Here is a 25,870-nt window from a genome sequence, read left to right as displayed (position 1 = left end):
AGCACCGCCCTTGCTACCGAATCCGCCGGGCTCCCCTTGACCTCAGCCGAGCCCGCACACGGCGACGGCCGGACACCCAAGGTGCCCGGCCGCCGTCGTGCTGCGGTCCAGTACTACCTCACAGGTCACCCCGCTCGGTGACCCGCAGCGTGTTCACGATCGGGTACTCGTAGCTGCGCCGGTTGCCCAGCTCGACCACCAGATCTCCACCGGTGTGCTCGACGATCACCGTGTGCTGGTCGGCCCACAGGCCGCCCGCCTCCTCGGCGACGTCCACCCCGACCAGGACGTACTCGTCGTTGACGAGGACGTCGAAAAGACGGTCGCGCTCCGGATAGTCCGCGTCGAACTCGGCGAACCCGAGGTCGATCGCGTACGTCCCGGCCGGTGCGTCGGAGAACACGTAGCTGAAGATCCCGGTGCGCCGGGTCTGGAACAGCGTGTCCTCCGTCGTGCCACCGATCGCGAGGTCGGTCGCCTCGGTCTCGGTGCGCTGACCGGTCCAGCCCCAGTCGCCCGCAGTGAGCGGCTGGTCCGCGGACCAGGCGAACTCGCCGGCGTCGGTGTAGGCGCCGCCACCGGCGTTCACCCCGACCTGGTAGGCGGAGACGATCAGGGTCACCGGGACCGTGATCGTCGGGACCCGCCCGGCGTTCGTCTGCACCAGGATGTTCGCGCCGTACACCCCGGGCGCCAGGCCCGTGGTGTCCACCGTGACCTCCAGGGTGGCGGTCCGGTTGGCCCGCACGGTGCCCTCGGCCGGGGTGACCGTCAGCCACGGGACGTCCGTGACGTTCGGGTCGCCCACGTCCACGAGGTACACCTCACCGGTCACCTGGTTCGCGGTCCAGAGGGCGCCGGTGGCGTCCAGGTCCAGGCCGGCGCCCGGACCCTCGTCGGACGTCGGGTAGGCGACCGTGCTGATGGTGGAGCAGTCCTCGGGCGAGATCTGGAAGAACGACGTGACCAGCGCGCTGTTCACGTACCAGATCGTGTTCGAGGTGGGGTTGTACGCGATGCCCGCGATGGACGCGTCCGCCGGCTCGCACTGGGCCAGGGTCTCACCCGGGGTGGCGTGCGTGGTGCCTGCCACCGTGTAGATGATGCCCTCGTTCCAACCGCCGGTGTAGAACACGTCCTCGGCCGCGTTGTAGGCCAGCCCGCGTTGGGAGACGGACGACCACGGTGAGCCGGTGAGGGTGGTGGTGGCCGCCCCCGTCGCCTCGTCGAAGCAGTGGATCCCGTTGTCCCCGCCCACGTTCACCTGGCACAGGTCCCCGGTCGTGGAGTCCTGCGCGAGGTCACCGGACCAGGTACCGCCCCAGTTCGCCGGGAACTGGTTGCCCGGGGTCCCGTCGGTCGAGTACTGCTGGTTGACGATCGCCTCGGCGTCCGAGATCCACACGTCTCCGGTGAACCCGGTGCCCCAGGCGACCCCGGCCAGGCCGGAGTCCCACTGGTTGAGGATCTCGCCGACGGCGTCCGGTGTGACCGGTGCGGCCAGCAGCTCGCGCTGGTCGTCGGTGTACAGGCCGAGCGCCGTGTGGGCGTTCGGGTCGGTCTGGGCCGCAGCCGCATCGAGTGCGGCGAAGGCCCGGTTGACCTGGCCGATCGTGGTGTTGCCCGCGGGCACCACGGCCGCGTCGCGTGCCGCCGCCGAGAGCGCCGGAGTCTGCGCCGCCGTGTTCACCGCACGCGGCAACTCACCGATGGTGTAGGTGAGCGGGGCCGAGCCGGTGTTCTCGATGGTCAGGTCCGCCGACCTGGTCTGGCCCTCGGTGAGTGTCCAGGAGTACGACGGCGGAGCCACCGTTGCGATGCCCGTCTTCAGTTTCGGAGAGAACCGGTTCCGTTCGCCATCGAGGTCGACCACCACGTCCCGCGTGCGGGGCGTGTAGCCGGGGGCCTCGATGTCGACGGTGTAGGCGCCGAAGAACAGCAGCAGGCTGTAGTCGCCGTTCGCGTCGGTGGTGACCGACCGCGGCTCTCCGCCGTCGTCCGGGGTGGCCGTGACGGTGGCTCCCGCGATGGGCAGACCGTCGTTGTAGTCCGTCACGTTCCCGAACACGGTGCCGTTCGGGGGCAGTTCGTAGCGCACCGCGGACCCGGTCGCGAGGACCGGCTCGTTGAACGAGTACTGGCTCGCGATCGTGCCGGACTCGTTCTCGATGCCGGCCGTGGCCGAGTCACCCAGCAGGCGCGGGTTCTCGGGGTTCGACGCCGGACCGTAGCCGATCTCCACGTCGCCGCCGGCGAACAGGGTGATCGAGAAGCTGACCGTGTCCGTGGAGGAGAGCGGGCTGACCTCCCGGTACTCGATCACGAAGGCGTCCTCACCATCGATGGTGGTGCTCGCCGTGTAGGCGGTGCCCCCATTGTTGAAGGTGAGGTCGTCCCAGAGCGCGTAGATGGCTGCGTTCGGAACGGCCGTGCTCGGGATCGCCACGTTCGAGTAGGCGGTCACCGGGGCGAGGAAGTTCACGTGCCCGTTCGTGGACACGTTCACCGCGGAGTACGAGCCTCCGTAGAACGGGAACGCGAACGGAAGGTCCGCGGCCACCGTGGAGTCGTCACCGGTCAGGACGAGCTGCGTGTCACCCTGGCGGAAGCCGTCGGTGCCCACGGAGCAGAAGTAGCCGTACTCGTCCTGGATGCCGACGAGTGCCGCGTCGAGCGTCTCGTCACCGTCGACCACGAGTTCGGCCGAGAACGGCGCGCTGCACCGGTCGCCGGTGATGGTGACGGTGTACGTCCCCGCCGGTACGTCGGCGACGGCGTAGGTGCCGTCCTCGCCGGTGGTCACCGGCTCGATCGGAGCGCCGGAGAAGGCGACGGTCGCACCCGCGACCGGGGCGCCGTCGGCGGCGTTCGTGACCGTTCCGGAGACCGCGAACGACGTCGCCGCCTCCAGGATGAGGTCCACGCTGACCGTCTCCTCGGCCACCACGGTGACCTCGGTCGTGGCCGGGGCGTACCCGAAGGCGGACGCGGTCACGGTGTAGTCGCCGGCGACGAAGGTGCCCGTGAAGGCGCCGTTGTCGTCGGTGGTCAGGACCCGCTCCGTGTCGCCGGTGACGGTGACGGTGGCGCCGGCGATGCCGCCGCCCTCGGAACCGGAGACGGTGCCGGAAAGGACACCCGCGTCGGCGGTCGGAGCCGCCTGCACAAGCGCGAGGGCGTCGAGCTTGCCCTCGCCCCAGACGTTGTTGTCCTCGGCGGTGCCGCCACAGGAGGTGTCGTCGACGTCCACGGCGGTGGCGTCCAGGAGCGCCTGGGTGCCCGGGATGTCACCGATCAGCGACGGCGCCGCGCTCCACAGCAGGGCGATGGCGCCAGCCAGGTGCGGCGCCGCCATCGAGGTGCCCGAGGCGGTGCCGTACGCGTCGCCCGGGAGCGAGGAGCGCACGTTCGAGCCGGGTGCGGCGATGTTCGGCTTGATGGTGCCGTCCTGGCCCGGACCACGGGCGGAGAAGGACGCGATGTTGCCGCTGATGTCGAACGCACCGACCGAATAGGTGATGGTCCGGCTGCCCGGGGACCCGGAGGTGGAGCAGGCCGGTCCGCTGTTGCCGTTGGACCAGGTGCCGAAGATCCCGGCGGCCTCCCACGCGGCGATGATGTCCTCCATGAACGGGTCGTTCGACGGGAACCGCGAGCCCCACGAGTTGTTCACGATGTGGGGGCGCTGGCTCGGGTCGGCGTTCTCACCCGCGGAGTCGGTCGGCGCGATGACCCATTCGCCGGAGGCGATCAGGTCCGGGTCGGCGCAGGTGGAGCAGCCGTTCGCGGCGATCCAGTCGGCGCCGGGTGCGACGCCGATCTGGTTGGCGCCACCGTCGCTGCCGATCATCGTGCCCATCGTGTGGGTGCCGTGACCGTCGGTGTCGCATGGGGATCCGTCACAGGCGCCGGCGACGTCGAACCAGTTGTAGTCGTTGACGACGGTGCCGTCGGGCTGGAGGCCGCGATAGTGCGGGGCGAGGGCGGGGTGGTCGCCCTGCACGCCGGAGTCGATGTTCGCGACCGTGATGCCCTCACCGGTCGCGCCGAACTCGGCCCAGACGTCGTCGGCGTTGATCGCGCTGACGCCCCACTCGAGGACATTGCGGCCCATCGAGGAGGTCTCGACGGTCGGGCCGGCGACGGGCTCCTCGGCGGGGTAGACGGTGACCTGGCGGATCTCCAGGACCTCGCTGCTGGCGGCGGCCTGGCGGGCCAGGTCGAGGGAACCGCCGCGGACCAGTACCGCGTTCGAGATCCAGTGCGGTTCGAAGGTGGCCCCGGCCGCGGTGAGCTCGGCGACCACGCCGGCCTGTGAGGCCTCCGCGGTCTGGACGAGGGCGTCGTGGACGGCGACGCCGCGGGCGTCCCAGTCGGCGATCGCCGCGGCCGCGCTCAGGTCTGCGCGGTCGGCGAAGCGGATCCAGAAGTCCGCGGACTCGGTCGACGACAGCGTCGACATCGCCTCCGTGGTGAACTTCTCGTCGGCTGTGGCCGGAACGGCCGGTGTCGTCGGCTCCGCGGCAGCGGGGATGGTTGCGACGGCCATCGTCGCGACCATCGCCGCTACCGCAGAGGCAGCGACCACCAGTCGTCTGGCGAACATCAGGGGTGTGCGCACTGTGCCTCCATATGACGACGCGCGCCCGGGCGGTGCTCAGGTACGCGTGAGTGATCCCCCGGATCAGGGGATCCAGCCACGCTTTCGTGAACGACTCGGGCGGACAAGGACGGCATCCGGCCAGAACATGGTCAGGTTGCGGTCAGATCACGGTCAGCGCTTCGTCAGTATCTGCTCAGCGGACGTTCAGACGATCGTCAGGTGCCCGACGCCCGGTGTTCAGCCGGTCCCGGCGGTGTGTCGGGCGCGCCACGCCGGATGGAACGGGGTCTGTGGTCGCCCGAACCCTTGACCTGACCTGCGCAATTGGAAAGGATCACGGCAGACCGCACTCGGGGGAGGTAGCAGTCAGGTGTCTATTGGGGATCTAGAAGCCGAACGCAACTACGTGCTGTGCATCGGCGTGCCGCTGGAGGTGTGCAGCGAGGTTGCCCGGTTGGTCGGCCCGCACGCTGTGGTGGTGGCCGCGGCCGATACGCACGCGGCCCGCGAGTTGCTCGCCCACGACCGGGACGACACCGACGCGGGGGCGGGCGCGGCCGAAGGTCTGGGCGACCTGGTGCGAGCGAGGACCAGCCGGACGAACGCCGGTCAGGCCGCCGGCAGCCACGCCGTCGGCGACTGGGCAGCCGGCGGTCCGCCGAGCCGGCGCGACGTGGCCGAGCGGCCCGAAGCCGTCGGGCAGCCGGACACCGTCGGTCGACCCGCCCGGACGTTCACCCGCGGACCGCTCCAGGTGAACCTGGCCACCCGGGAGGTCACCTTCCGAGGCCGCCGTGTGCACCTGTCGATCCGGGAGTTCGACCTGCTGGCCGCACTGGCCTCCGAGACCGACCGGGTCTGGTCCTTCGCCGAACTGACCGCGAACGTGTGGCGCACCGGGTACCTGGGGGACTCCGACGTGGTGGTCTCCACGGTGAAGCGGTTGCGCCGGCGGCTGCTGGCGGCGGACGGCCTCGAGGTCGCGTCCGTGCGCGGCATCGGGTACCGGCTGAAGATCGCGAGCTGAGCGGGGCGGTATTCGGCTGGGTCCACGCCCCTAAGATCGGACGCATGACCCGCATCCTCTCCGCCGTGGCCTGGCCCTACGCCAACGGCCCACGGCACATCGGCCATGTCGCCGGCTTCGGCGTTCCCTCCGACGTGTTCTCCCGGCACATGCGGATGGCGGGTCACGAGGTGCTCATGGTCTCCGGCACCGACGAGCACGGCACCCCGATCCTGGTCCAGGCCGAGCAGGAGGGGGTCAGCCCCCAGGAACTCGCCGACCGGTACAACCGGGTCATCGTCGAGGACCTCACCCAGCTCGGACTCACGTACGACCTGTTCACCCGGACCACCACCCGCAACCACTACGCCGTGGTCCAGGAGATGTTCCGTACGGTGCACCGGAACGGCTACATGATCGAGCAGACCACCAAGGGTGCGATCTCGCCGTCGACCGGCCGGACCCTGCCGGACCGCTACATCGAGGGCACCTGCCCGATCTGCGGCTATGACGGCGCCCGCGGCGACCAGTGCGACAACTGTGGTAACCAGCTCGACGCCATCGAGCTGATCAACCCGCACAGCCGGATCAACGGCGAGGTGCCGAAGTTCATCGAGACCGAGCACTTCTTCCTGGACCTGCCCGCGCTGTCCACGGCGCTCGGGAAGTGGCTCGAGACCCGCACCGGCTGGCGTCCGAACGTGCTCAAGTTCTCGCAGAACCTGCTCGAGGACGTGCGCCCGCGGGCCATGACCCGGGACATCGACTGGGGGATCCCGGTGCCGCTGCCCGGCTGGGAGGAGAACCCGGCGAAGCGGCTCTACGTCTGGTTCGACGCCGTGATCGGCTACCTGTCCGCGAGCGTGGAGTGGGCCCGCCGGTTCGGCACCGGGGACGAGTGGCAGCAGTGGTGGGGTGATCCCGCGGCCATGCAGTACTACTTCATGGGCAAGGACAACATCACGTTCCACTCCCAGATCTGGCCCGCGGAACTGCTCGCCTACGACGGGCTCGGGGACTCCGGCGGGGCGCCCGGGGAGTTCGGGATCCTGCAACTGCCGACCGAGGTGGTCTCCAGCGAGTACCTCACGATGGAGGGCAAGCAGTTCTCCTCCTCGCGCGGGGTGGTCATCTACGTCCGGGACATGCTGGCCCGGTACCAGCCCGACGCGCTGCGGTACTTCATCGCGGTCGCCGGGCCGGAGTCCGCGGACAGCGACTTCACCTGGGCCGAGTTCAAGCGCCGCACGAACGATGAACTCGTGGCCGGCTGGGGCAATCTGGTGAACCGCACCGCGAACCTCATCCACAAGAACTTCGGCGAGATCCCGGCCGCCGGTGCGCAGACCGACCTGGACCGGGACCTGCTGGCGCAGACCGCCGGCGGCTTCGACACGGTGGGAACCGCGATCGCCGGGCAGCGCCAGCGCGCCGGCGTCAACGAGGCGATGCGGCTGGTCGGCGAGGCGAACCGGTACCTGTCCGAGACGGCGCCGTGGAAACTCAAGGAGGACCGCGAGCGGCAGGGCACCGTGCTGCACACGGCGGCGCAGGCGATCGGCGACCTGAACACGATGCTCGCCCCCTACCTGCCGCACTCCGCCCAGGCCGTGCACGCCGCGTTCGGCGGAACCTCCGCCGTCGCCCCCCAGCCACGCATCGACGAGGTGACCGATCTCGACGACCCGAGCCGGCACTACCCGATCATCACCGGCGACTACCGGCTCGGCGAGACGCTCGCCGCGTGGGAGCGCAGCCCGGTCGTGCCCGGCACGCCGGTCGGGCCGCCGACGCCGGTGTTCACGAAGTTGGACGACGGCATCGTCGAGGAGGAACTGGACCGGCTGCGGAGCCGGGCGTAGTCGTGGTCCTCGGCAACCTCGCGGGCCGGCCCGGATGAGCAAGCGACGCCGGGACTGGCCGGACGCTCCGGAGCCGCTGCCGTGCGGAGTGATCGACAACCACACCCACCTCGAGTCGATCGCCGGTGTGCTGGCCGACGGCGTCGGTGACCCGGGCGTGGCCGGTCACCTCGAGCGGGCGGCCGAGGTGGGCGTGGAGGCGATCGTCCAGATCGGCTGCGACCTCGACGCGGCGCGGGTCAGCGTCGAGATGGCCCGCGAGCACGCGCGGGTCGTCGCCGGGGTGGCGATCCACCCGAACGAGGCGGTGCTGCACGCGGGGATCCACGAGGTGGCGCCGGACGGGTTGGAACCGGCCCCGCTGGCCCGCCACGACGTCGGGCTCGACGACGCGATCGCCGAGATCGCCCGGCTCGCGGCCGATCCACGGGTCCGGACGGTCGGTGAGACCGGGCTCGACCACTTCCGGGCCGGTCCACGGGGTCGGGCCGCCCAACGGGAGGCGTTCCGGGCGCACATCGCCCTGGCCAAGGAGTTGGACCTGCCGATGCAGATCCATGACCGGGAGGCGCACGCCGAGGTGCTCGAGGTACTGGAGGCCGACGGTGCACCCGAGCGCACCGTGTTCCACTGCTTCTCCGGTGACGCCGAGATGGCCCGGTACTGCGCCGACCGGGGCTACTACCTCTCGTTCGCCGGCACGCTCACGTTCGGTAACGCGCACGGGCTCCGCGAGGCGGCTCGGCTGGTCCCGCAGGAGTTGCTGCTGGTGGAGACCGACGCCCCGTACCTGACGGCGCACCCGTGGCGGGGTCGACCGAACGCCCCGTATCTGCTGCCGCTGACGGTGCGTGCGCTCGCGCAGGTGCGCGAGGTCGAACTGGCCGAACTCTGCGCGGCGATCACCTCCACCTCGGAGGAGCTCTACGGACCCTGGTGAGTGAGGTGGTCGCACCCTCGCACCGGTGACGGCGGGCGGATGTGCGGCTCAGGACCTCGGCTTCTCAGGGCTCCGAACCTCGGCTCCTCGCGGCTCAGAACGTCGGCTCTGCCGGAAACGGGTCGCGGCACCGCTCCTGGATCTCGGGCAGCACACCGCCGGTGTCCGGCGGCTCCACGCATGCGCGCGGCAACAGCGGGATGACGGCTCGGATGCTCGCCCATTCATCGAGTTCCCGGCTCAGCACGCCCGGGACGAGTGTCGATGGCTTCTGCGCGCGTGCGGCCGCTTCCGGGTCCATCCCGGCGAGGATGTCGCGGGCGTGCGCGCGCAGGCGTTCGACCTCTCCGGGATGGTCGAACGGCTCAGGATCGCGCACATACCGACGCCCACGCGGTGAGGTCCAGTGCGTGGCGCCGGTGCGTGGGTCGCGACGAACCCGCCATCCACCCCAGGTCTTGAGATTGTGGTGGAACTGACAGAGCAGGTGCAGGTTCGCTTCGGTCGTCTGCACCCACGCGGGTCGCGCGTCGTCGAAAGGCACGATGTGATCCAGCTGGCACCGACGAGCGGGCACCGAGCAGCCGGGAACCGACACGTGCGATCCCGTTCGGCGACCACCCGCCGGACGCGCATCGACGGCGCGTACGAGTTCGAGCTCAGCGGCCCGAGTTCGGCCCGGAGTGCACGAGGTGGAGGGAGACGGTCTCATCCGCCCCGCCCGCCGCCGAGTCGGTGGGACGGCGCCCAGGCCGTGGATCGGACGGGTGCCGGCGCGCGAGGTAGCGCGGAACGGTCGCCGCCACCTCGTCCTCCACCGGACCCCGTGCCATCTGCGCCATAGAACAACCGTCAGATACCCTCTGACAATGGCGGATTTCCGCCGTTCCCGGGCGTAGGGGGCCTCGCGCGAGGGGCGTCGCGCCGAGTCGCGAGCCGCGCCCACACGGGTCATGCCCGGGGCGGGGCAGGCGGTGGCGGTCCTCCTGTGGAGGAGGTGTGAACGTCCACACCCTCCGGACCCTGGTGTGGCCATCGAGGTCACGGATCGGTTACGGTCGAGGCTCGGCCAACCCCTCCTAGGCCGAGTGCAGTCAGACAAGGATTCCCCGTGGCAGTTGAGAAGACCGGGTCGCGCCACCGCGCCGACTCGCCCGCAACAACCGAGATTCCCCGCCCCCTCCGCCGCGTGATCGGCGTCGGTGGCCTGGTCGTCGTCCTGGCCGGCAGTCTCGCGTTCGCCACCACGCAAGCGGACGGTATCGACGGCGGATCCGTCACCGGCGACGTCGGGCGGGCGCCCGAGGTGACCGGTCGCGGCAACGTCTGGGCCCAGGTCTCCCGCGGCGAACTGCCGCGGACCGCGCTCGAGGCCGAGAACGAGGTCACCTTCACCGTCAATGTGGACGGAGACGACCTTGAGATCACCTCGAACGCGCTCACCCTCGCGGACGCCCTGATCGACAACGGGATCGTGGTCGGCGTGGACGACCAGGTCAGCTCCGAGATGAACCAGCAGGCCGTCGACGGCGACACGGTGACGATCGCCCGGGTGGGCCTGCAGCACGGCACCGAGTCCGAGGTGCTGCCCTTCGAGACCGTCGAGACCGAGACCTCCGCCCTGCCCGAGGGGACCACCCGCGTGCAGACCGAGGGCGTCGAGGGCTCGCAGATCACCGCCTTCACCGCGACCTACGAGAACAACGTCGAGGTCTCGCGCACCGTGACCGCCACCATCCTCGTCGCCGAGCCGGTGGACGAGGTCGTGCTGGTCGGCACCGGCAGCGGCTCCTCCGGATCGTCGGGTTCCTCGGGCTCATCCACCCCGCCGCTCGGCGCCTACTCCGGGGCGGACCCGCGCGGGATCGCCCAGCAGATGGTCGCGGCCCGCGGCTGGGACTCCAGCCAGTGGTCCTGCCTCGACCGGCTGTGGCAGCGGGAGAGCAACTGGAACCCGCACGCGCAGAACCCGTCGTCCGGCGCCTACGGCATCCCGCAGTCGCTGCCCGGATCCAAGATGGCCAGTGCCGGCTCCGACTGGCGCACGAACCCGGCCACCCAGATCACCTGGGGCCTGAACTACATCTCCGGCCGGTACGGAACCCCGTGCGGCGCCTGGAGCCACTCGCAGTCGGTCGGCTGGTACTGATCGCCCGCTAGCACTCACGTGAGTGGGCTCACAAGTCGCCACGCTGGCGGGTTCAATAACGATTGCGTTACAGTCGGGGCGGCCCTTCGGGTCGACCACGCGTGACCGAGGGCTGATCGCCGCCTCCGGAGTGTCCCTCCAACACCCCGGCCCGGTGCTCCGCACGTCGTCGTGAACGCACCATGAGCGGGTCCTCCCTCCCCCACCCGGGCCCGCGTGACCGTAGGACATCTGTGAGCCTGTTCTCCAAGAAGCACCCCGAACCCACCCCCGATCCGACCGACGGGACCGCCGAACTCGAGGCGACCTCCGCCGTCGGGCCCGACGGCGGAGCATCCGTCGACGAGGCGTCGTCGGCCGAGCAGGTCGCGGACTCCTCCGACGACACCGCGGCGCAGGGTGCCTCGTTCGACGACGTGGTCGCCGGCTACGCGACGAGCGCGCAGCCGGACGCCGGCACCACCGCGGCGTTCGACGCCCCCGCAGAGGCGGCCGAAGCCGGCTCCGACACCCCGGCCGCCGCGGCACGCGCCAAGCGCGACAAGCCCCACCGGGGCCACCGCCGCGCGCTGATCGGCGTCGCCGCCGCGCTGGCGCTGGTCCTGGGGACCGGCGGCGTCGTGTTCGCCTCGGCGCACAAGACCGTGGACGTCGACGTGAACGGCGAGGTCCGCACGGTCACCACCTACTCGGGTGACATCGAGGGACTGCTGGAGCAGGAGGGTATCTCCACCGGCGAGCACGACCTGATCGTCCCCGCCCTCGACGAGGCACTCGTGGACGGCTCGGACGTCGTGATCCGGTTCGCCCAGCAGATCACCTTCGAGGTGAACGGCGAGACCACGCAGCTGTGGACCACGGCCGCCACGGCCGGGCAGGCTGTCGCGGACGTCGCCGGCGCCGGCCGGGACATCCAGATCAGCGCCTCACGTTCCATGGACGGCCGCGCCGAGCTCGAGCTCCCGCTGGTCACTGATGGACCGGTCGTGTTCGAGGTCGACGGCACCAGCACCACCGTGGAGATCGAGGGCGAGGCGACGTTGGACGCGGCTCTCGAGCAGGCCGGGATCACGCTGTCCCTGCAGGACACCGTCGCCATCACCGCACGCGAGGATGGGACCCCCGTCGTCACGATCACGCGCCGGTCCTACGAGACCACCGTCACCAGCGAGCCGATCGCCTTCGAGAGCGTCGAGCGCGGGACCGACGACCTGTACGAGGGTGAGTCCCGCGTAGTCCAGGAGGGCGTCGACGGTGCGACCGTCTCGACGTTCGTCAACCAGATCGTCGACGGCGAGGTCGTCTCCACGAAGCTGCTGCGCAGCGAGGTGACCGACGCGGTCGCCGAGATCACCGAGGTCGGCACCGCGGAGCGCCCGGTCGTGCGCGCTCCCGAGCCGGCCACCGGTGGCGGTTCCGGCGGTTCCTCCGGCGGCGGCTCCACCGAGCCGGACCCGCCCGCGAGCACCGTGGGCGGCGACGTCTGGGCCGCGTTGGCTCAGTGCGAGTCCGGTGGCGACCCGACCATCGTCAGCTCGAACGGGCTCTATCACGGCCTGTACCAGTTCTCGGTCGGCACCTGGCAGTCGGTCGGCGGCTCCGGGCTGCCCTCGCAGGCCTCGCCGGCCGAGCAGACCGAGCGCGCGCAGATCCTCCAGGCGCGCTCCGGTTGGGGCCAGTGGCCCGCCTGCTCGCGGGCGCTCGGCCTGCGCTGACCACCGCGCACGAACCCGTCCCGGGCCGTCCCTGCACACGCAGGGGCGGCCCGCGTCGCGTTCCGCGGACTTTCCCCTAGGCTCTCAGTCGTGACTGAGCCAGCGGCCCCTGCCGATTCCGGTGTGCGGCTGCTGACGGCCTCGGACGTGCGCGCTCTCGCCGCCGAACTCGGGCTGCGCCCGACGAAGACCCTCGGTCAGAACTTCGTGATCGACGGCGGCACCGTGCGGCGGATCGTGCGCGCCGCGGATGTCACCGCCGCCGACGAGATCGTCGAGGTCGGCCCCGGCCTCGGGTCCCTGACCCTCGGACTGCTGGAGACCGGCGCGCGGGTCACGGCCGTGGAGATCGACCCCTTGCTCGCGGCCCGGCTGCCCCGGACCGTCGCCGAACACGCACCGGACGCCGCGGACCGACTAACCGTGATCGGCGCCGACGCGATGACCGTCCGGGACCTGCCCAGCCCACCGACGGCGATGGTCGCGAACCTGCCGTACAACGTCGCCGTGCCGGTCCTGCTGACGTTCCTCGAGCACCAGCCGACGCTGCGGGAGGTGCTCGTGATGGTGCAGGCCGAGGTCGCCGACCGGCTCGCCGCCGGGCCGGGCTCGCGCACCTACGGGGTGCCCTCGGCGAAGGCGGCCTGGTACGCCGATGCCAGCCGGGCCGGGTCCATCGGGCGCAGCATCTTCTGGCCGGTGCCGAACGTGGACTCCGCCCTGGTGCGCCTGGTCCGGCGGGAGCCACCGGCCACCACGGCCGAGCGCACGGCCGTGTTCGCCTGCATCGACGCGGCGTTCTCCCAGCGCCGCAAGACGCTACGCTCCGCGCTGGCGTCCTGGGCCGGATCCGCGGCCGCCGCCGAGGACGCGATCCGGGCCGCAGGGGTGGACCCCGGCCTGCGCGGGGAGCGTCTGGACATCACCGAGTTCGCCGCGATCGCCGCGCACCGACCCGAGGCCAGGACGTCCGGCGATGACTGAACCTCGCCCCGCCGGCGCTGTGCACGTGCGCGCCCCCGGCAAGATCAACCTGTCCCTGGCCGTCGGCCCGAAGGGGGAGGACGGGCACCACCCGCTGGCCACCGTGTTCCAGGCGGTCACCCTCTACGAGGACGTCTTCGCGGTCCCGGACGAGGCTATCCGGGTCAGCGTCACCGGCCGGCATGCGGACCGGGTCCCGACCGACGGGCGCAACCTCGCCCACCGCGCGGCGACCCTGCTCGCCGAGGCCACCGGGGTCGACGCCGGGGTGCACCTGCAGATCACGAAGGGCGTTCCGACCGCCGGTGGGATGGGCGGCGGCTCTGCGGACGCCGCGGCCGCACTGCTCGCCTGCGACCTCCTCTGGGGCACCGGTCTGGCCCGGGAGGAGCTCGGCCATCTCGCCGCCGAGATCGGCCCGGACGTGCCGTTCGCGCTCACCGGACAGACCGCCGTCGGGCTCGGACGCGGCGACGCGCTCACCCCGGCGCTGGCGCGGGGGCGGTTCCACTGGGTGCTGGCGATCATCGAGGACGGACTGAGCACCCGGGAGGTGCTCCGCGCCTGGGACCAGTTGAACTCGGACGCCAGGTTCGCGCCCCGGGTCTCGGACGCCCTCATGCAGGCCCTCGTCGCGGGTGACCCGGGGCGCCTGGCCGGGCACCTGCGCAACGATCTGCAGCCGGCGGTGATCCAGCTGCAGCCACGGTTGCGCCCGGTGTTCGAGGCGCTCGACGGGACCAGCGCCCTGCGTGGCCTCGTCTCCGGGTCGGGTCCCACGGTGGCGGCGCTCGCCCCGGACCACGCCCAGGCGCTCGCGATCGCCGCCGCCCTCGAGCGCGCGGACGTGGCCGACGAGGTGCTCGTGGTGAGCGGCCCGGCGCACGGTGCCCGGCTCGTGGAGTCGGTCCGCGAGGCCGAATAGTTGCGGTTCGACCCAGCTGCTCCGGGCCTCAGACCTGCCGACGCAGGTAGCCGACGAGGGCCTCGCGCAGCTCCGCGGTCAGGGCGTCGCGTTCCGGTCCCTCTGCCTCGGTGATCAGCGGGGTCATGGCGCGCACCAGCTGGATGGCGACCGTCGCCGTGCGGGCGACGCCCTCGGGTGGACGGTCCGGGACGAGGAGGGCGATGAGGTCGGCCACCCGTTGATGGATCGTCGCCTGGATCGGGGCGACGGCGTCGCGCAGGCCCGCGGGCATGTCCGTCCTGGCGAAGAGTGCCTTGAAGCCGGGGTGGGCCAGGTTGAAGGCCACGAGCGGTCCGAGCACGGCATCGACGAGATCTTCGAGGTCGGCACCGTCGACGGTCTCCACCGTGAACACGCCGGCGCGCAGGGCGGTGAGCTGGGCGGCGTAGTGGGCGGCCAGCGACCGGGCGATGTCGTCCTTGTCCTTGAAGAACTGGTACAGCGAGCCCGGTGAGATGCCGGCGCGCTTCGCGATCGCGTTGGTGGTGGTCGCGTCGTAGCCCTGTTCGCCGAAGACCGCGGCGGCGGCGTGCAGGATCTCCTGGATCCGCTGCTGACCGCGGGCCTGGCGCCGTGGCGCCGCGGGCGTGCCCTCGGTGACTCTACCGTCGCCTGCCATCAACCCACCCTCGCTCCCCGCCCGCCATGAGCCCTCCTTCTCCGCACTCTCGACAACACGAGCATTTACTCGTATTGTTAAACGCGAGCATCTGCTCGCACAACGTTAGCAGGGGCGATCAGCCGCACCGCGTTGCCGTCCGCCACCGGAGACCACTGGAGAAGACATCGTGACCGATGCGCCGCCGTCGAACACCGTCCTCGAACGCCTCGGCGAGGTCATCTATCGCCGCCGCAGGCCGGTGCTGATCGGCGCGCTGGTGGTGCTCGCCGGACTTAGCGCGATCGCCGCCGGCGCCCTGTCCTCGTTCGTGCTGAACCGCTGGGAGGCGGCCGGGAGCGAGTCCGTGGCCGCGCAGGAGGTGCTGCGCGAGGAGTTCGCCACCGGCAACTCCAACCTGATCCTCCTGATCACGGCCGTGGACGGTCACGTCGACGATCCGGACGTGGCGCGGTCCGCGACCGCCGTCGCCGACGAACTGGCCCGCGAGGACGCCGTCGGGGACGTGTGGTCGTACTGGTCGCTGGGTGGCGACGGGACGCTGCGCAGCGACGACGGCGCGTCCGCGCTGGTGCTCGCCCACGTGACGGGCGACGCCACCGAGGCCCGTGCGGCCATCGCCGAGTACATCCCGGACTACACCCGCGAGGACGCCACGGTCACCGTCCAAGTGGCGGGCTCGGAGGCGGCCTCGACGCAGATCAGCGCCCAGGCCACGCAGGACTTCGTGCGGGCGGAACTGATCATCATCCCGCTCATGCTCATCCTGCTGGTGTTCATCTACCGACGCGTGAGTTCCGCGCTGCTCACGCTCGGGGTGGGCCTGTTCTCAGTGATCGCGACGCTGGCCGGGCTACGGGCGCTCACCGCGGTGGTCGAGATCGCGAGTTTCGCCTCCAACATCGTGCTCGTGATGGGCATCGGCCTGGGCGTCGACTACAGCCTCTTCCTGATCTCCCGGTTCCGCGAGGCGCTCGCCCACGGGGCGACAGTCCGCTTCGCCCTGCGCGAGACGCTCAACACGGCCGGACGCACGGTCGTCTTCAGCGGACTGACCGTGGCCGCCTCGGTCGCGGTGCTGCTCGCGCTGCCGTTCCCGTTCCTGCGTTCCTTCGCCTACGCCGGGGTGCTCACCGTTCTCACGGCTGCCCTCGGGGCGATCGTCATCCTTCCCGCGGCGCTCGCGGTCCTGGGCGAGCGGATGGCGCGCCGGGGCATCACGGTCCCCGCGCCGAGGCCGATCGAGCAGGGCCGTTGGTACCGGCTCGGTCAGCGGGTCATGCGCCGGCCGATCGTCTGGGGCGGCGCCGCCCTGCTCGCTCTGCTCGCCGTGGCCGCCCCCGCCCTCGGCGTCCAGATCGGCGTCCCCGACGATCGGGTGCTCGCGCAGGGCTCCTCGGTGCGCGCCACCTACGACCGGTTGCGCACGGACTTCGGCACCGAGGCCAACGACGCGCTCCATGTGGTCGCGACCGGGGACGGGGTGGCCCAGCCCGAATCCGCCGAGGTGGAGGCCTACGCCGCGGCGATGTCCCGGATCGCCGGGATCGCCCAGGTGAACTCCGCGGTCGGCGTGTTCGTCGACGGAACCCGGGTCGGCGATGGTGACGAGCGGCTCGAGTCCGGGCAGTCGCAGCGCCTCGAGGCGATTCCCGTGCGCGCGGACCTCGACGGCGACGCGGCCCGGATCGTCGCCGACGTGCGCTCCCTCGAGGGCCCGTTCGAGGCGACGCTCGTCGGCGGCTACCCGGCGCAGCTCGTCGACTTCCGCGCGGCCCTGCTCGAACGCCTACCGCTGATCGCGGGCCTCATCCTGGCCGTCACCTTCGTGCTGTTGTTCCTGCTCACCGGAAGTCTGTTGATCCCGCTCAAGGCCACGGTGCTGAACCTGCTCAGCATCGGGGTCATGTTCGGCGTGCTGACCGCGGTGTTCCAGAACGGCCTTCTGGCGGACCTGATCGGCTTCACGCCCGTCGGCACCCTCGATCCGGCCTTCCCGATCCTGATGTTCTGCGTCGTCTACGGGCTCTCGATGGACTACGAGGTGTTCATGGTGTCCCGGATCCGGGAGGAGTACGAACGCACGGGCGAGGCCGACCGTGCCGTGCTCGCCGGCCTGCAGCGCAGCGCCCCGCTGATCACCGCCGCGGCGCTCACCCTCGCGGTCTCCTTCGGCGTCTACGCGACCGGCTCGGTCATGTACCTGCAGATGATCGGGATCGGGGTCGCCGTGGCGATCGCGATCGATGCCACCGTCATCCGCGGCATCCTCGTCCCCGCGTTCATGCGCCTCGCCGGAGCCGCCAACTGGTGGGCGCCGGCGTTCCTGGTGCCGGTCTTCCGCCGGTTCGGGCTCCGAGAGGAGTCCACAGCCCCGGCCGTCGGCTAGCGTGTGCTCGCCGCGACCCGCTCCAGCTGCCCGGGGGGCTTCGACGAGGACAATCGGGTCACTGCCGGTCGGCGTCGATCTCGCGCACATGGACGCGAACGAGATCCTCGATCAATGGGGTGGGCAGCGGCTTCTCCAGCGTGAACTGGATCGCGTGCTCGGTGGTCCTGTAGTCCGTCAGCCGGTCCTTCAGCTCCTCGATCGCCCAGGAGGAGGGAAAGAAGCTCAGGTGCCTCTTGGACGCGGTGAAGTACACCAGCGCACGGTTCTTGTACTTCAGTGTGGGCATGCCGTAACTCATCGACTCCTCGACGCTCGGCACGAGCCGGGTCACCAGCACGCGGATCCGTTCGAGCTCCTGCCGGGATGCGGGGTCGACCTCATCCAGGTACTCGTCGATACTCGCTGCCTTCACGCCCATCGCCCCAATATAGGCCGCGACCCGCGGGGCTCCGGTGCACTACTCGACGAGTTCGCTGAGTTCGTACCACCGGTCCTCGAGCTCGGCCAGTTCCGCCTCGAGGGCGCGGATCCGCTCCGTCTCGGCGGCGAGTCCCACGTAGTCGGAGTGATCGTGGTCGGCCAGGGCGGTGCGGGCGGCGTCGATCTGCGCCTGCAGCTTCGCGAGCCGACGTTCGAGGGAGGCGAGCTCCTTCTGCATCGCGCGCAGCTGCGCACCGCTCTGGGCCGCACCCGCAGGCCGCGCCTGCGGCCCGCCGGCTGCGGGCGGCTCGCGGCGCTCGCGCAGCCGCAGGTACTCCTCCACCCCGCCGGGCAGGTGCCGCAGCCCGCCGTCGATGATCGCGTACTGCTGGTCGGTGACCCGCTCCAGCAGGTACCGGTCGTGGGAGACCACGATGAGGGTGCCGGGCCAGGAGTCCAGCACGTCCTCCATCGCCGCGAGCATGTCCGTGTCCACGTCGTTGGTGGGCTCGTCCAGCACCAGCACGTTCGGTTCGGAGAGCAGGATCAGCAGGAACTGCAGCCGCCGCTTCTGCCCACCGGAGAGCTCGCCGACCCGGGCGGACAGGTGCTCGCGGGCGAAGCCGAGACGCTCCAGCAGCTGCGCCGGGGTCATCTCCTTGCCGTCCACGACGTACGTGGTCCGCGTCCGGGCGAGCACGTCGCGGACCCGGTCGCCGCCGATCTCGGCGAGCTCGGTGAACTGCTGGTCGAGCATCGCCAGCTGCACCGTCCGGCCGCGCTTGACCCGGCCCGTGTCGGGCTGCAGGGTTCCCGCGATCAGCGCCAGCAGGGTCGACTTGCCCGCGCCGTTGGCCCCGAGGACGGCCGAGCGTTCGCCCGGGCCGATACGCCACTCGATGTCGCGCAGCACCGGCTTGTCGCCGTAGGACACGGACACGTCCAGCAGGTCGACGACGTCCTTGCCCAGGCGGGCCGTCGCCAGTCGGGAGAGCGCCACCCGGTCCCGGATCGGGGGCACGTCCTCGATCAGCTGGTTCGCCGCGTCGATCCGGAACTTCGGCTTGGAGGTGCGCGCCGGTGCACCGCGGCGCAGCCACGCGAGTTCCTTGCGCATCAGGTTCTGACGCTTGCTCTCGGACGCGGCCGCCTGGCGGTCCCGCTCGACCCGCTGCAGCACGTACGCGGCGTAGCCGCCCTCGAACGGTTCCACGATCCGGTCGTGGACCTCCCAGGTGGTGGTCGCGACCTCGTCGAGGAACCACCGGTCGTGGGTGACCACGAGCAGCCCGCCCGCGTTCGGGGCCCAGCGACCACGCAGGTGCGCGGCGAGCCACGTGATGCCCTCGACGTCGAGGTGGTTGGTGGGCTCGTCGAGGGCAATGATGTCCCAGTCGCCGACGAGCAGCGCGGCCAGGGCGGTGCGGCGCCGCTGGCCCCCGCTGAGGGAGCCGATCGTCGCGTCCCACGGGATGTCCGAGACCAAACCGGCGATCACGTCCCGGACCCGGGCGTCGCCCGCCCACTCGTGCTCCGGGCGGGTCCCGACGATCGCCGCCCCCACGGTCGAAGCGGGGTCGAGGGTGTCGCCCTGGTCGAGCACCGCCATCCGCACCCCGCCCCGCCGGGTGACGCGACCGCCGTCGGGCTCGATCCGGCCGGCCAGCATGCCGAGCAGGCTCGACTTGCCGTCGCCGTTGCGGCCGACGATGCCGATCCGCATCCCCTCGTCGATCCCGATGGTCACCGAGTCGAAGACGACCCGCGTCGGATATTCGAGGTGGAGGGCCTCGGCCCCCAGTAGATGCGCCATCGGGGACAAGCGTAGACGCGACCGGGCCGGTCGCCGAACGCGCGGTAGCCCGGGTCACGGCGCGGTCGACCCGTGGCAACCGCGCGCTCGAGCCCGTAGGGGCGGGGGAGGGGGCGACGGCGGGGGGGTGGTGGGCGGGGTGGGTCAGTTCTCGAAGGGGGTGAGCAGGGTCCGTAGGGTCGCCGCGAGTTCGGCGTCCTCGCCCGGGCGCAGCCGGTCGAGCAGGGCCGCCTCGCGGGCGAGCAGGTCGGTCATGGCGGCGTCGACGATCTCCTGGCCGCGCTCGGTCAGCCGCACCAGGACCACCCGGCGGTCGCCGGGCGCGGAGTGCCGCAGCACCAGGCCGTGGTCGACGAGCCGGTCGATCCGGTTCGTCATGGTGCCCGAGGACACCAGGGTCTGGGTCAGCAGAGTGCCCGGGGTGAGCTCGTACGGGGCTCCGGCCCGGCGCAGCGCGGAGAGCACATCGAACTCCCAGACCTCCAGCCCGTGCTGGGCGAAGGCGGCCCGCCGGGCCAGGTCGAGGTGCCGGGCGAGCCGGGAGACCCGGGAGAACACCCGCAACGGGTCGACGTCGAGGTCGGGGCGCTCGCGCTCCCAGGCCTCGACGATCCGGTCGACCTCGTCCTGTCCGGTCATGCCCAGAGATTACTCGACATCGAGAGACCTTCCGGGGACCGCCGCTCGTGCCGGCTCGAGCGGCGCAACCTCAGCGGGCCAGGGCGTCCTTGAGCTTCATCCGGCCGCCCGTGTTCAGGACCGCCCGGGAGTAGACCCGCCCGGCGAGCCACACCAGCAACGGCACGAACACGACACAGAGCCCGATCGACAGCGCGAGCTCCCAGGCCTCGACCGCGTCGAACGCCTGCCGGACCGGCATCATGAACGGCGCGAAGAACGGGACCTGGGACAGGATCCTCACCACCGGGGAGTCCGGGAGGTTCGGGACCAGGTAGATGGCCAGGTAGAACGGCGCCATCATCCCGAAGATCATCGGCGTGGTCACCGCGCCGATGTCCTCCTGCCGGGAGACCAGGGCCGCGAAGCCACCGAACAGCACCGCGTACAGGGCGAAGCCGAGCAGGAACCAGACCAGCATCCACACGAACGCGCTGCCGAGGTTCAGGTCCACGCCGTCGAGGAGGCCGGTGGCCGCGGCCGCGATCGCCGCGGCGCCGCCGAACACCAGCAGTTGCACGAGGCCGACGATTCCGATGCCGAGGATCTTGCCGCCCATGAGCTGGGCCGGCCGGATCGTGGCGAGCAGGATCTCCACGACCCGGCTCACCTTCTCCTCCACCACGCCCATCGCGATCAGCGAGCCGCTCTGCAGCAGGGTGAACAGCAACAGCGCGCAGGTGACCATCGCCACGATGAACGCGTACGGGTCGAACTCGGTCTCCTCGGTGGACAGCGCCTCGACCGTGGGTGCGGCGGCCGCCACGTCCGTGCCGACCTGGGCCGGGTCCCCGCCGAGGTCGGTGATGGCGCTGGACATCACGTACTGCTGGGCCGCCGTCGTCAGTGCGGTCAGCAGTTCCGGTGCGGGGGAGTCCTCGACGAGCAGCACCGGGGCCCGCGGGTCCCCGGAGACGAACGCGGCCAGGTCGCCGTCGGTGATCGCGGTGGTGGCGTCACCGGTGGTGGTCTCGGTGAGCTCGATCGGGTACCCCGCGGACTCGGCGGCCGCCGAGAGGGCGGGGCCGAGGTCCGCGGTCTCGGCCGCGATGCCCACCCGTTCGGCCTCGGAACCGGCATCGTTGTCAGCGATGATCTTGACCGCGACCACCCCGGCGACGATCAGGACCAGCACCACGAGGGTGGAGATGATGGTCGCCTTCGCGAAGAGCCGGGTACGGACCTCGCGGGCGGCCACCTGCCAGACGGTGTTCACGCTGCCTTCTCCTCGGTGGCCGCGGCAGCGGCGTCGTCCGCGGAGACGACGTGCCGGAAGAGGTCGGTCAGGGTGGGGCGCACCTGAGTGAACTCCCGCACGGGGGAGTGGGCCAGGGCCGCCTGCAGGATCGCCTGCTCGGCCCCCACCCCGGCGCCGCCGAGCTCGAGAACGGTCGTGTCGCCGTCGGCCTCCAGCACCGTGGTGCCGGCGAGGTCGTCCGCCCACCCGGGCGGTGCGTCCGGAGCGACCACCCGCCAGCGGGAGGTGGCGGTGGTGCGGAGCTCGTCGATGCTGCCCAGCGCGACCATCTCACCGCCCCGGACGATGCCGACCCGGTCGCAGAGCCGCTCGACCAGATCGAGCTGGTGGGAGGAGAACACGGTGGGCACCCCGGCGGCGGCCCGCTCGCGGAGCACCCCGCTCATGACGTCCACGGCGACCGGGTCGAGACCGGAGAACGGCTCGTCCAGGACCAGGACCTGCGGGTCGTGCACCAGCGCGGCCGCGAGCTGCACCCGCTGCTGGTTCCCGAGCGAGAGCTTCTGCACCTCGTCGCCGCGGCGGGTGGCCACCCCGAGCACCTCGGTCCAGTGCTCGACGGCGGCACGTGCGTCCGCGGCGGACATCCCGTGGAGCCGGGCCAGGTAGGTGAGCTGCTCGCCCACCTTCATCTTCGGGTACAGCCCGCGCTCCTCCGGCATGTAGCCGACCCGGCGGCGCATCTGTAGGTCCAGCGGGCGCCCGTCCCAGCGCACCTCGCCGGAGTCCGGGCGGAGCACGCCGAGGGCGATACGCATCGTCGTCGTCTTGCCGGCCCCGTTCGAGCCGACGAAGCCGAAGATCTCGCCGGACTCGACGGAGAAGGTCATGTCCTTGAGAGCCCGGAGCGTTCCGTAACTCTTGTTCAGGTGGTCGATCTCGAGCGTGGCCACGGGCCCGGTTCCTCCGGTGAGTGGGTTGAGGACGCTCCGACGCTAGCGCACCCCACCCGCGAACCTCACCTGCCGCGGCCCGCCGCGGGGTCAGCCGTTCTGGCGCTGCCGCACCGCGGCCGGGGTCAGCCTGGGCTCGACCTCGAGCGCCCGCAGGCCGTTCCAGGCGAGGTTCACCAGGTGGGCGGCCACCACCGACTTGTCCGGGGAGCGGGCCTCGAGCCACCACTGGCCGGTCAGCGCGATCATGCCCACCAGCATCTGCGCGTACATCGGCGCGTTGGCCGGGTCGAAGCCCTGCCGCCGGAACTGGTCCGCCAGGACCGACTCCACCTGGGTGGCCACGTCCCCGATCAGGGACGAGAACGTGCCGGTGGCCTGCGCGACCGGCGAGTCCCGGACCAGGATGCGGAACCCGTCGGTGTTCGTCTCGATGTAGTCGAGCAGCGCCAGGGCGGTGGCCTCCACGGTCACCCGTGGGTGCCCGCCACGCTTCAGGGGGCCGATCAGCGCCGCGAGCAGCGTCTGCACCTCACGGTCGACGATCACCGCGTACACGCCCTCCTTGCCGCCGAAGTGCTCGTAGACGACGGGCTTGGAGACCTGCGCCCGGGCCGCGATCTCCTCGACGCTGGTGCCCTCGAAGCCGCGTTCGGCGAACAGCGACCGGGAGACCCCGAGGAGCTGCTCGCGGCGCTCGCTGCCGGTCATCCGGGGTCGACTGGGGCGTCGGGACGTCTCGGGCATGGGTCCATCATGCCGTGCGGGCTCCGCGGTGGGCCGGGCAGGTGGTCGGTGTGGGATCGATCACCGCCGGAAGTTTGGCAGACTGGTCCCCGGTCTTCGCCCGCGGTCGCGCGGGCGCGGGCCCGTTCCGCCCTGGTGTAATGGCAGCACGCCGGCCTTTGGTGCCGTGCAGTCCGGGTTCGAATCCTGGGGGCGGAGCCACCGGGCACCCACCGCACCGGCATGGTGGGGCCTCGCCCGACGTTAGAGTGGGCGGGTGAGCCTGAAGCGTCCCGCCGCCGTCCTCGTACTCGCCGCAGGTCAGGGCACCCGGATGAAATCCGCCACCCCGAAGGTGCTGCACGGCATCGGTGGCCGGTCCCTCGTCGGCCATGCGATCGTCGGCGCCCGCGGTCTGGACCCGGAGCACCTCGTGGTCGTGGTGCGTCACGAGCGTGACCTGGTCGCCGCGCACGTGCAGGAGGTCGACCCCGAGGCCCTGATCGCCGACCAGGACGAGATCCCGGGCACCGGTCGTGCCGTGCAGTGCGCCATGGAGGTCGCGGACGCCGCCGCGCAGAGCCGCGCCGTCGCCGACCTCGACGGCCCGGCGCCGCTGGGCGGGTCCGGAGCGGGTCTGGAGGGACCGGTCGTGATCGTCGCCGGCGACGTACCGCTGCTGGACACCGGAACGCTTGCCGCACTGCTGGAGGCACACGTCGAGGACGGCAACGCCGTGACGGTGCTCACCACGGTGGTGCCCGACCCGACCGGCTACGGGCGGATCGTGCGCGAGGACGGCACGGGCGACGTCGTCGGGATCGTGGAGCAGAAGGACGCGACCACCGAGCAGGCCCTGATCGACGAGATCAACTCCTCCGTGTACGTCATGGACGCCGCCGTGCTCCGGGACGCGCTCGGGCGCCTCGGCCGGGACAACGCCCAGGGCGAGGTCTACCTGACCGACGTGATCGCCATCGCGCGCGAGGCCGGCCAGCACGTGCGCGCCGTCATCGCCGAGGACTCCCTGCTCGTCGAGGGCGTCAACGACCGGGTCCAGCTGGCCACCCTGGGCGCCGAGCTGAACCGCCGGATCCTCACCGAGTGGATGCGCGCCGGGGTCACCGTGGTGGACCCGGCCACCACCTGGGTGGACGCGGACGTCGAGCTCGCCCCGGACGTCACCCTGCTGCCGGGCACCCAGCTGCACGGGGCCACGCAGGTCGGCGCGGGCTCCACGATCGGCCCGGAGACGACCCTGCGCGACGTGCAGGTCGGGGAGAACGCGAGCGTGGTGCGCACGCACGGGTCCGAGTCCCAGATCGGTGACGGCGCGAGCGTCGGCCCGTTCGCCTACCTGCGGCCCGGCGCGATCCTGCGCGCCAAGGGCAAGATCGGCACGTTCGTCGAGGTGAAGAACTCCGAGATCGGGGAGCGCTCGAAGGTCCCGCACCTGTCCTACATCGGGGACGCCACGATCGGCCACGACTCGAACGTCGGCGCCGCGAGCGTCACCGTCAACTACGACGGCGTCCACAAGCACCGCACGGTGATCGGCTCGCACGCCCGGACCGGTGCGGACAACATGTTCGTGGCACCCGTGACGGTGGGCGACGGCGCGTACTCCGGCGCCGGCACTGTGCTGCGGCGGGACGTCCCGCCGGGGGCACTCGCCGTCAGCCAGGGAAACCAGCGCAACATCGAGGGCTGGGTGGTCAGCCGCCGTCCGGGCACGGCCGCGGCCGAGGCGGCCGCCGCGGCCAGCGCGACCGAGGAACTCTCCCCGCAGGCCCGCGCCGAGCGCGAGCGCGGCGCCACGTCCTGAGCACGACCATCCCCCACGAGGCGCGAGGAGCCACGACCGATGACAGGTATCACCAGCCACGGCGAGAACCGTCTCGTCCTCGTCTCAGGGCGGGCGCACCCCGAACTCGCCGCAGCGGTGGCCGACGAGCTGGGCATCGAGGTGGTCCCGACCACGGCGTACGACTTCGCCAACGGTGAGATCTACGTCCGGTTCGCCGAGAGCGTGCGGGGCGCCGACGCGTTCGTGCTGCAGTCCCACACCGCGCCGATCAACGAGTGGATCATGGAGCAGCTGCTCATGGTCGACGCCCTCAAGCGGGCCTCGGTCAAGTCGATCACCGCGGTCGTTCCGTTCTACGGGTACGCCCGCCAGGACAAGAAGCACCGCGGTCGCGAGCCGATCTCCGCGCGGCTGATGGCGGATCTGTTCAAGACCGCGGGCGCGGACCGGATCATGAGCGTGGACCTGCACGCCGCCCAGACCCAGGGCTTCTTCGACGGCCCGGTCGACCACCTGTGGGCGATGCCGATCCTCACCGACTACGTCCGCACCCGCGTCGACGTCGCCAATGCGGCCGTGGTCTCACCGGACGCCGGCCGGATCCGTGTGGCCGAGCAGTGGGCCGCCAAGCTCGGCGGGGTGCCGCTGGCGTTCGTGCACAAGACCCGGGACATCAACCGGCCGAACCAGGCGGTCGCGAACCGGGTGGTCGGCGAGGTCGCGGACCGGGACTGCGTGCTCGTCGACGACCTGATCGACACCGGCGGCACGATCTCCGAGGCGGTGAAGGTCCTCACCGCCGCCGGTGCCCGCAGCGTGATCGTGGCAGCGACGCACGGGGTCCTCTCCGACCCGGCCGTGAGCCGGCTGCAGGAGAGCGGCGCGCGTGAGGTGATCATCACCGACACCCTGCCCATCCACGTGGAGAAGCGGTTCGCGAAGCTCACGGTGCTGTCGATCGCCCCGCTGCTCGGTCGGGCCATCCGCGAGGTGTTCGACGACGGGTCGGTCACGAGCCTGTTCGACGGCGTCTGAGCC

At 71.4% G+C, this 25,870-nt stretch carries 19 protein-coding genes and 1 tRNA gene; 11 read left to right on the top strand and 9 right to left on the bottom strand.

What is annotated here, in order from left to right; translation table 11 throughout:
• Nucleotides 1-118: 118 nt before the first annotated feature.
• Nucleotides 119-4,621 (bottom strand): S8 family serine peptidase, encoded by a 4,503-nt coding sequence (locus EXU48_RS11100; protein WP_133107727.1) that lies wholly within the window; start codon nt 4,619-4,621, stop codon nt 119-121.
• 352 nt (nt 4,622-4,973) lie between these two features.
• On the opposite strand from EXU48_RS11100, the gene EXU48_RS11095 reads away from it, so the two are divergent.
• The 3 genes from EXU48_RS11095 to EXU48_RS11085 are packed head-to-tail and all read left to right on the top strand — an operon-like array spanning nt 4,974 to nt 8,411.
• Nucleotides 4,974-5,630, top strand: a complete 657-nt coding sequence (locus EXU48_RS11095) for a winged helix-turn-helix domain-containing protein (protein ID WP_133107726.1) — start codon at nt 4,974-4,976, stop codon at nt 5,628-5,630.
• A 44-nt stretch (nt 5,631-5,674) separates the two neighbouring features.
• Nucleotides 5,675-7,471 (top strand): methionine--tRNA ligase, encoded by a 1,797-nt coding sequence (gene metG, locus EXU48_RS11090; protein ID WP_133107725.1) that lies wholly within the window; start codon nt 5,675-5,677, stop codon nt 7,469-7,471.
• Between the two features lie 34 nt (nt 7,472-7,505).
• Entirely contained in the window at nt 7,506-8,411 is a 906-nt protein-coding gene (locus EXU48_RS11085; protein WP_133107724.1) for a TatD family hydrolase, read from the top strand.
• Between the two features lie 94 nt (nt 8,412-8,505).
• Here the strand turns inward: EXU48_RS11085 and EXU48_RS11080 are convergent, their stop codons facing one another.
• Nucleotides 8,506-8,955, bottom strand: coding sequence for a hypothetical protein (locus tag EXU48_RS11080; RefSeq protein WP_133107723.1), 450 nt, complete (start codon nt 8,953-8,955; stop codon nt 8,506-8,508).
• Nucleotides 8,956-9,522: 567 nt separating this feature from the next.
• On the opposite strand from EXU48_RS11080, the gene EXU48_RS11075 reads away from it, so the two are divergent.
• From EXU48_RS11075 to EXU48_RS11060, 4 genes are all read left to right on the top strand, one after another.
• Nucleotides 9,523-10,560, top strand: coding sequence for an aggregation-promoting factor C-terminal-like domain-containing protein (locus tag EXU48_RS11075; RefSeq protein ID WP_133107722.1), 1,038 nt, complete (start codon nt 9,523-9,525; stop codon nt 10,558-10,560).
• A gap of 233 nt (nt 10,561-10,793) precedes the next feature.
• Nucleotides 10,794-12,275, top strand: a complete 1,482-nt coding sequence (locus EXU48_RS11070; RefSeq protein WP_165962768.1) for a resuscitation-promoting factor — start codon at nt 10,794-10,796, stop codon at nt 12,273-12,275.
• Between the two features lie 90 nt (nt 12,276-12,365).
• Entirely contained in the window at nt 12,366-13,259 is an 894-nt protein-coding gene (rsmA, locus tag EXU48_RS11065) for a 16S rRNA (adenine(1518)-N(6)/adenine(1519)-N(6))-dimethyltransferase RsmA (RefSeq protein WP_133107720.1), read from the top strand.
• Nucleotides 13,252-14,184, top strand: coding sequence for a 4-(cytidine 5'-diphospho)-2-C-methyl-D-erythritol kinase (locus EXU48_RS11060; protein WP_133107719.1), 933 nt, complete (start codon nt 13,252-13,254; stop codon nt 14,182-14,184). Before rsmA ends, EXU48_RS11060 begins: the two co-directional genes overlap by 8 nt.
• 28 nt (nt 14,185-14,212) lie before the next feature.
• On the opposite strand, the gene EXU48_RS11055 is transcribed toward EXU48_RS11060, so the two are convergent.
• Nucleotides 14,213-14,845 carry a TetR/AcrR family transcriptional regulator gene (locus EXU48_RS11055; protein ID WP_133107718.1) on the bottom strand — a complete coding sequence of 211 codons (633 nt, stop codon included), beginning with the start codon at nt 14,843-14,845 and terminating at the stop codon, nt 14,213-14,215.
• Between the two features lie 169 nt (nt 14,846-15,014).
• Between EXU48_RS11055 and EXU48_RS11050 the strand changes: the two genes are divergently transcribed.
• Nucleotides 15,015-17,234 carry an MMPL family transporter gene (locus EXU48_RS11050; RefSeq protein WP_207947694.1) on the top strand — a complete coding sequence of 740 codons (2,220 nt, stop codon included), beginning with the start codon at nt 15,015-15,017 and terminating at the stop codon, nt 17,232-17,234.
• A gap of 58 nt (nt 17,235-17,292) precedes the next feature.
• Here the strand turns inward: EXU48_RS11050 and EXU48_RS11045 are convergent, their stop codons facing one another.
• From EXU48_RS11045 to EXU48_RS11020, 6 genes are all read right to left on the bottom strand, one after another.
• The gene (locus EXU48_RS11045) at nt 17,293-17,655 is read right to left on the bottom strand and encodes an iron chaperone (protein ID WP_133107716.1); all 363 of its coding nucleotides are present in this window, start codon (nt 17,653-17,655) and stop codon (nt 17,293-17,295) included.
• 39 nt (nt 17,656-17,694) lie between these two features.
• Nucleotides 17,695-19,470 (bottom strand): ABC-F family ATP-binding cassette domain-containing protein, encoded by a 1,776-nt coding sequence (locus EXU48_RS11040; protein ID WP_133107715.1) that lies wholly within the window; start codon nt 19,468-19,470, stop codon nt 17,695-17,697.
• 144 nt (nt 19,471-19,614) lie between these two features.
• A complete protein-coding gene (locus EXU48_RS11035) occupies nt 19,615-20,109 on the bottom strand; it encodes a MarR family winged helix-turn-helix transcriptional regulator (protein WP_133107714.1) in 495 nt (164 codons plus the stop codon).
• A gap of 70 nt (nt 20,110-20,179) precedes the next feature.
• On the bottom strand, nt 20,180-21,364 hold the full coding sequence (locus tag EXU48_RS11030; RefSeq protein ID WP_133107713.1) for an ABC transporter permease: 1,185 nt from the start codon (nt 21,362-21,364) through the stop codon (nt 20,180-20,182).
• On the bottom strand, nt 21,361-22,299 hold the full coding sequence (locus EXU48_RS11025; RefSeq protein ID WP_133107712.1) for an ABC transporter ATP-binding protein: 939 nt from the start codon (nt 22,297-22,299) through the stop codon (nt 21,361-21,363). Before EXU48_RS11025 ends, EXU48_RS11030 begins: the two co-directional genes overlap by 4 nt.
• A 90-nt stretch (nt 22,300-22,389) precedes the next feature.
• Nucleotides 22,390-23,010 (bottom strand): TetR/AcrR family transcriptional regulator, encoded by a 621-nt coding sequence (locus EXU48_RS11020; RefSeq protein WP_207947719.1) that lies wholly within the window; start codon nt 23,008-23,010, stop codon nt 22,390-22,392.
• A gap of 162 nt (nt 23,011-23,172) precedes the next feature.
• Between EXU48_RS11020 and EXU48_RS11015 the strand changes: the two genes are divergently transcribed.
• From EXU48_RS11015 to EXU48_RS11005, 3 genes are all read left to right on the top strand, one after another.
• Nucleotides 23,173-23,247 (top strand) — tRNA-Gln (locus EXU48_RS11015).
• Between the two features lie 55 nt (nt 23,248-23,302).
• Nucleotides 23,303-24,850, top strand: coding sequence for a bifunctional UDP-N-acetylglucosamine diphosphorylase/glucosamine-1-phosphate N-acetyltransferase GlmU (glmU, locus tag EXU48_RS11010; protein WP_133107710.1), 1,548 nt, complete (start codon nt 23,303-23,305; stop codon nt 24,848-24,850).
• A gap of 39 nt (nt 24,851-24,889) precedes the next feature.
• Entirely contained in the window at nt 24,890-25,867 is a 978-nt protein-coding gene (locus EXU48_RS11005; RefSeq protein ID WP_133107709.1) for a ribose-phosphate diphosphokinase, read from the top strand.
• Nucleotides 25,868-25,870: the final 3 nt, after the last annotated feature.

Source organism: Occultella glacieicola (assembly GCF_004353825.1).
GTDB classification, from domain to species: Bacteria; Actinomycetota; Actinomycetes; order Actinomycetales; family Beutenbergiaceae; genus Occultella; species Occultella glacieicola.
The sequence above is the reverse complement of the archived record's forward strand: the minus strand, read 5'-3'. Positions and strand labels throughout refer to the sequence as shown.

Bases quoted from the DNA above. Each gene is read 5' to 3' on its own strand.
- EXU48_RS11040 (WP_133107715.1), bottom strand. From the start codon at position 19,470: ATGGCGCATCTACTGGGGGCCGAGGCCCTCCACCTCGAATATCCGACG.
- metG (WP_133107725.1), top strand. From the start codon at position 5,675: ATGACCCGCATCCTCTCCGCCGTGGCCTGGCCCTACGCCAACGGCCCA.
- EXU48_RS11085 (WP_133107724.1), top strand. From the start codon at position 7,506: ATGAGCAAGCGACGCCGGGACTGGCCGGACGCTCCGGAGCCGCTGCCG.
- EXU48_RS11060 (WP_133107719.1), top strand. From the start codon at position 13,252: ATGACTGAACCTCGCCCCGCCGGCGCTGTGCACGTGCGCGCCCCCGGC.
- EXU48_RS11055 (WP_133107718.1), bottom strand. From the start codon at position 14,845: ATGGCAGGCGACGGTAGAGTCACCGAGGGCACGCCCGCGGCGCCACGG.
- EXU48_RS11020 (WP_207947719.1), bottom strand. From the start codon at position 23,010: ATGACCGGCAGCGAGCGCCGCGAGCAGCTCCTCGGGGTCTCCCGGTCG.
- EXU48_RS11005 (WP_133107709.1), top strand. From the start codon at position 24,890: ATGACAGGTATCACCAGCCACGGCGAGAACCGTCTCGTCCTCGTCTCA.
- EXU48_RS11045 (WP_133107716.1), bottom strand. From the start codon at position 17,655: ATGGGCGTGAAGGCAGCGAGTATCGACGAGTACCTGGATGAGGTCGAC.
- EXU48_RS11035 (WP_133107714.1), bottom strand. From the start codon at position 20,109: ATGACCGGACAGGACGAGGTCGACCGGATCGTCGAGGCCTGGGAGCGC.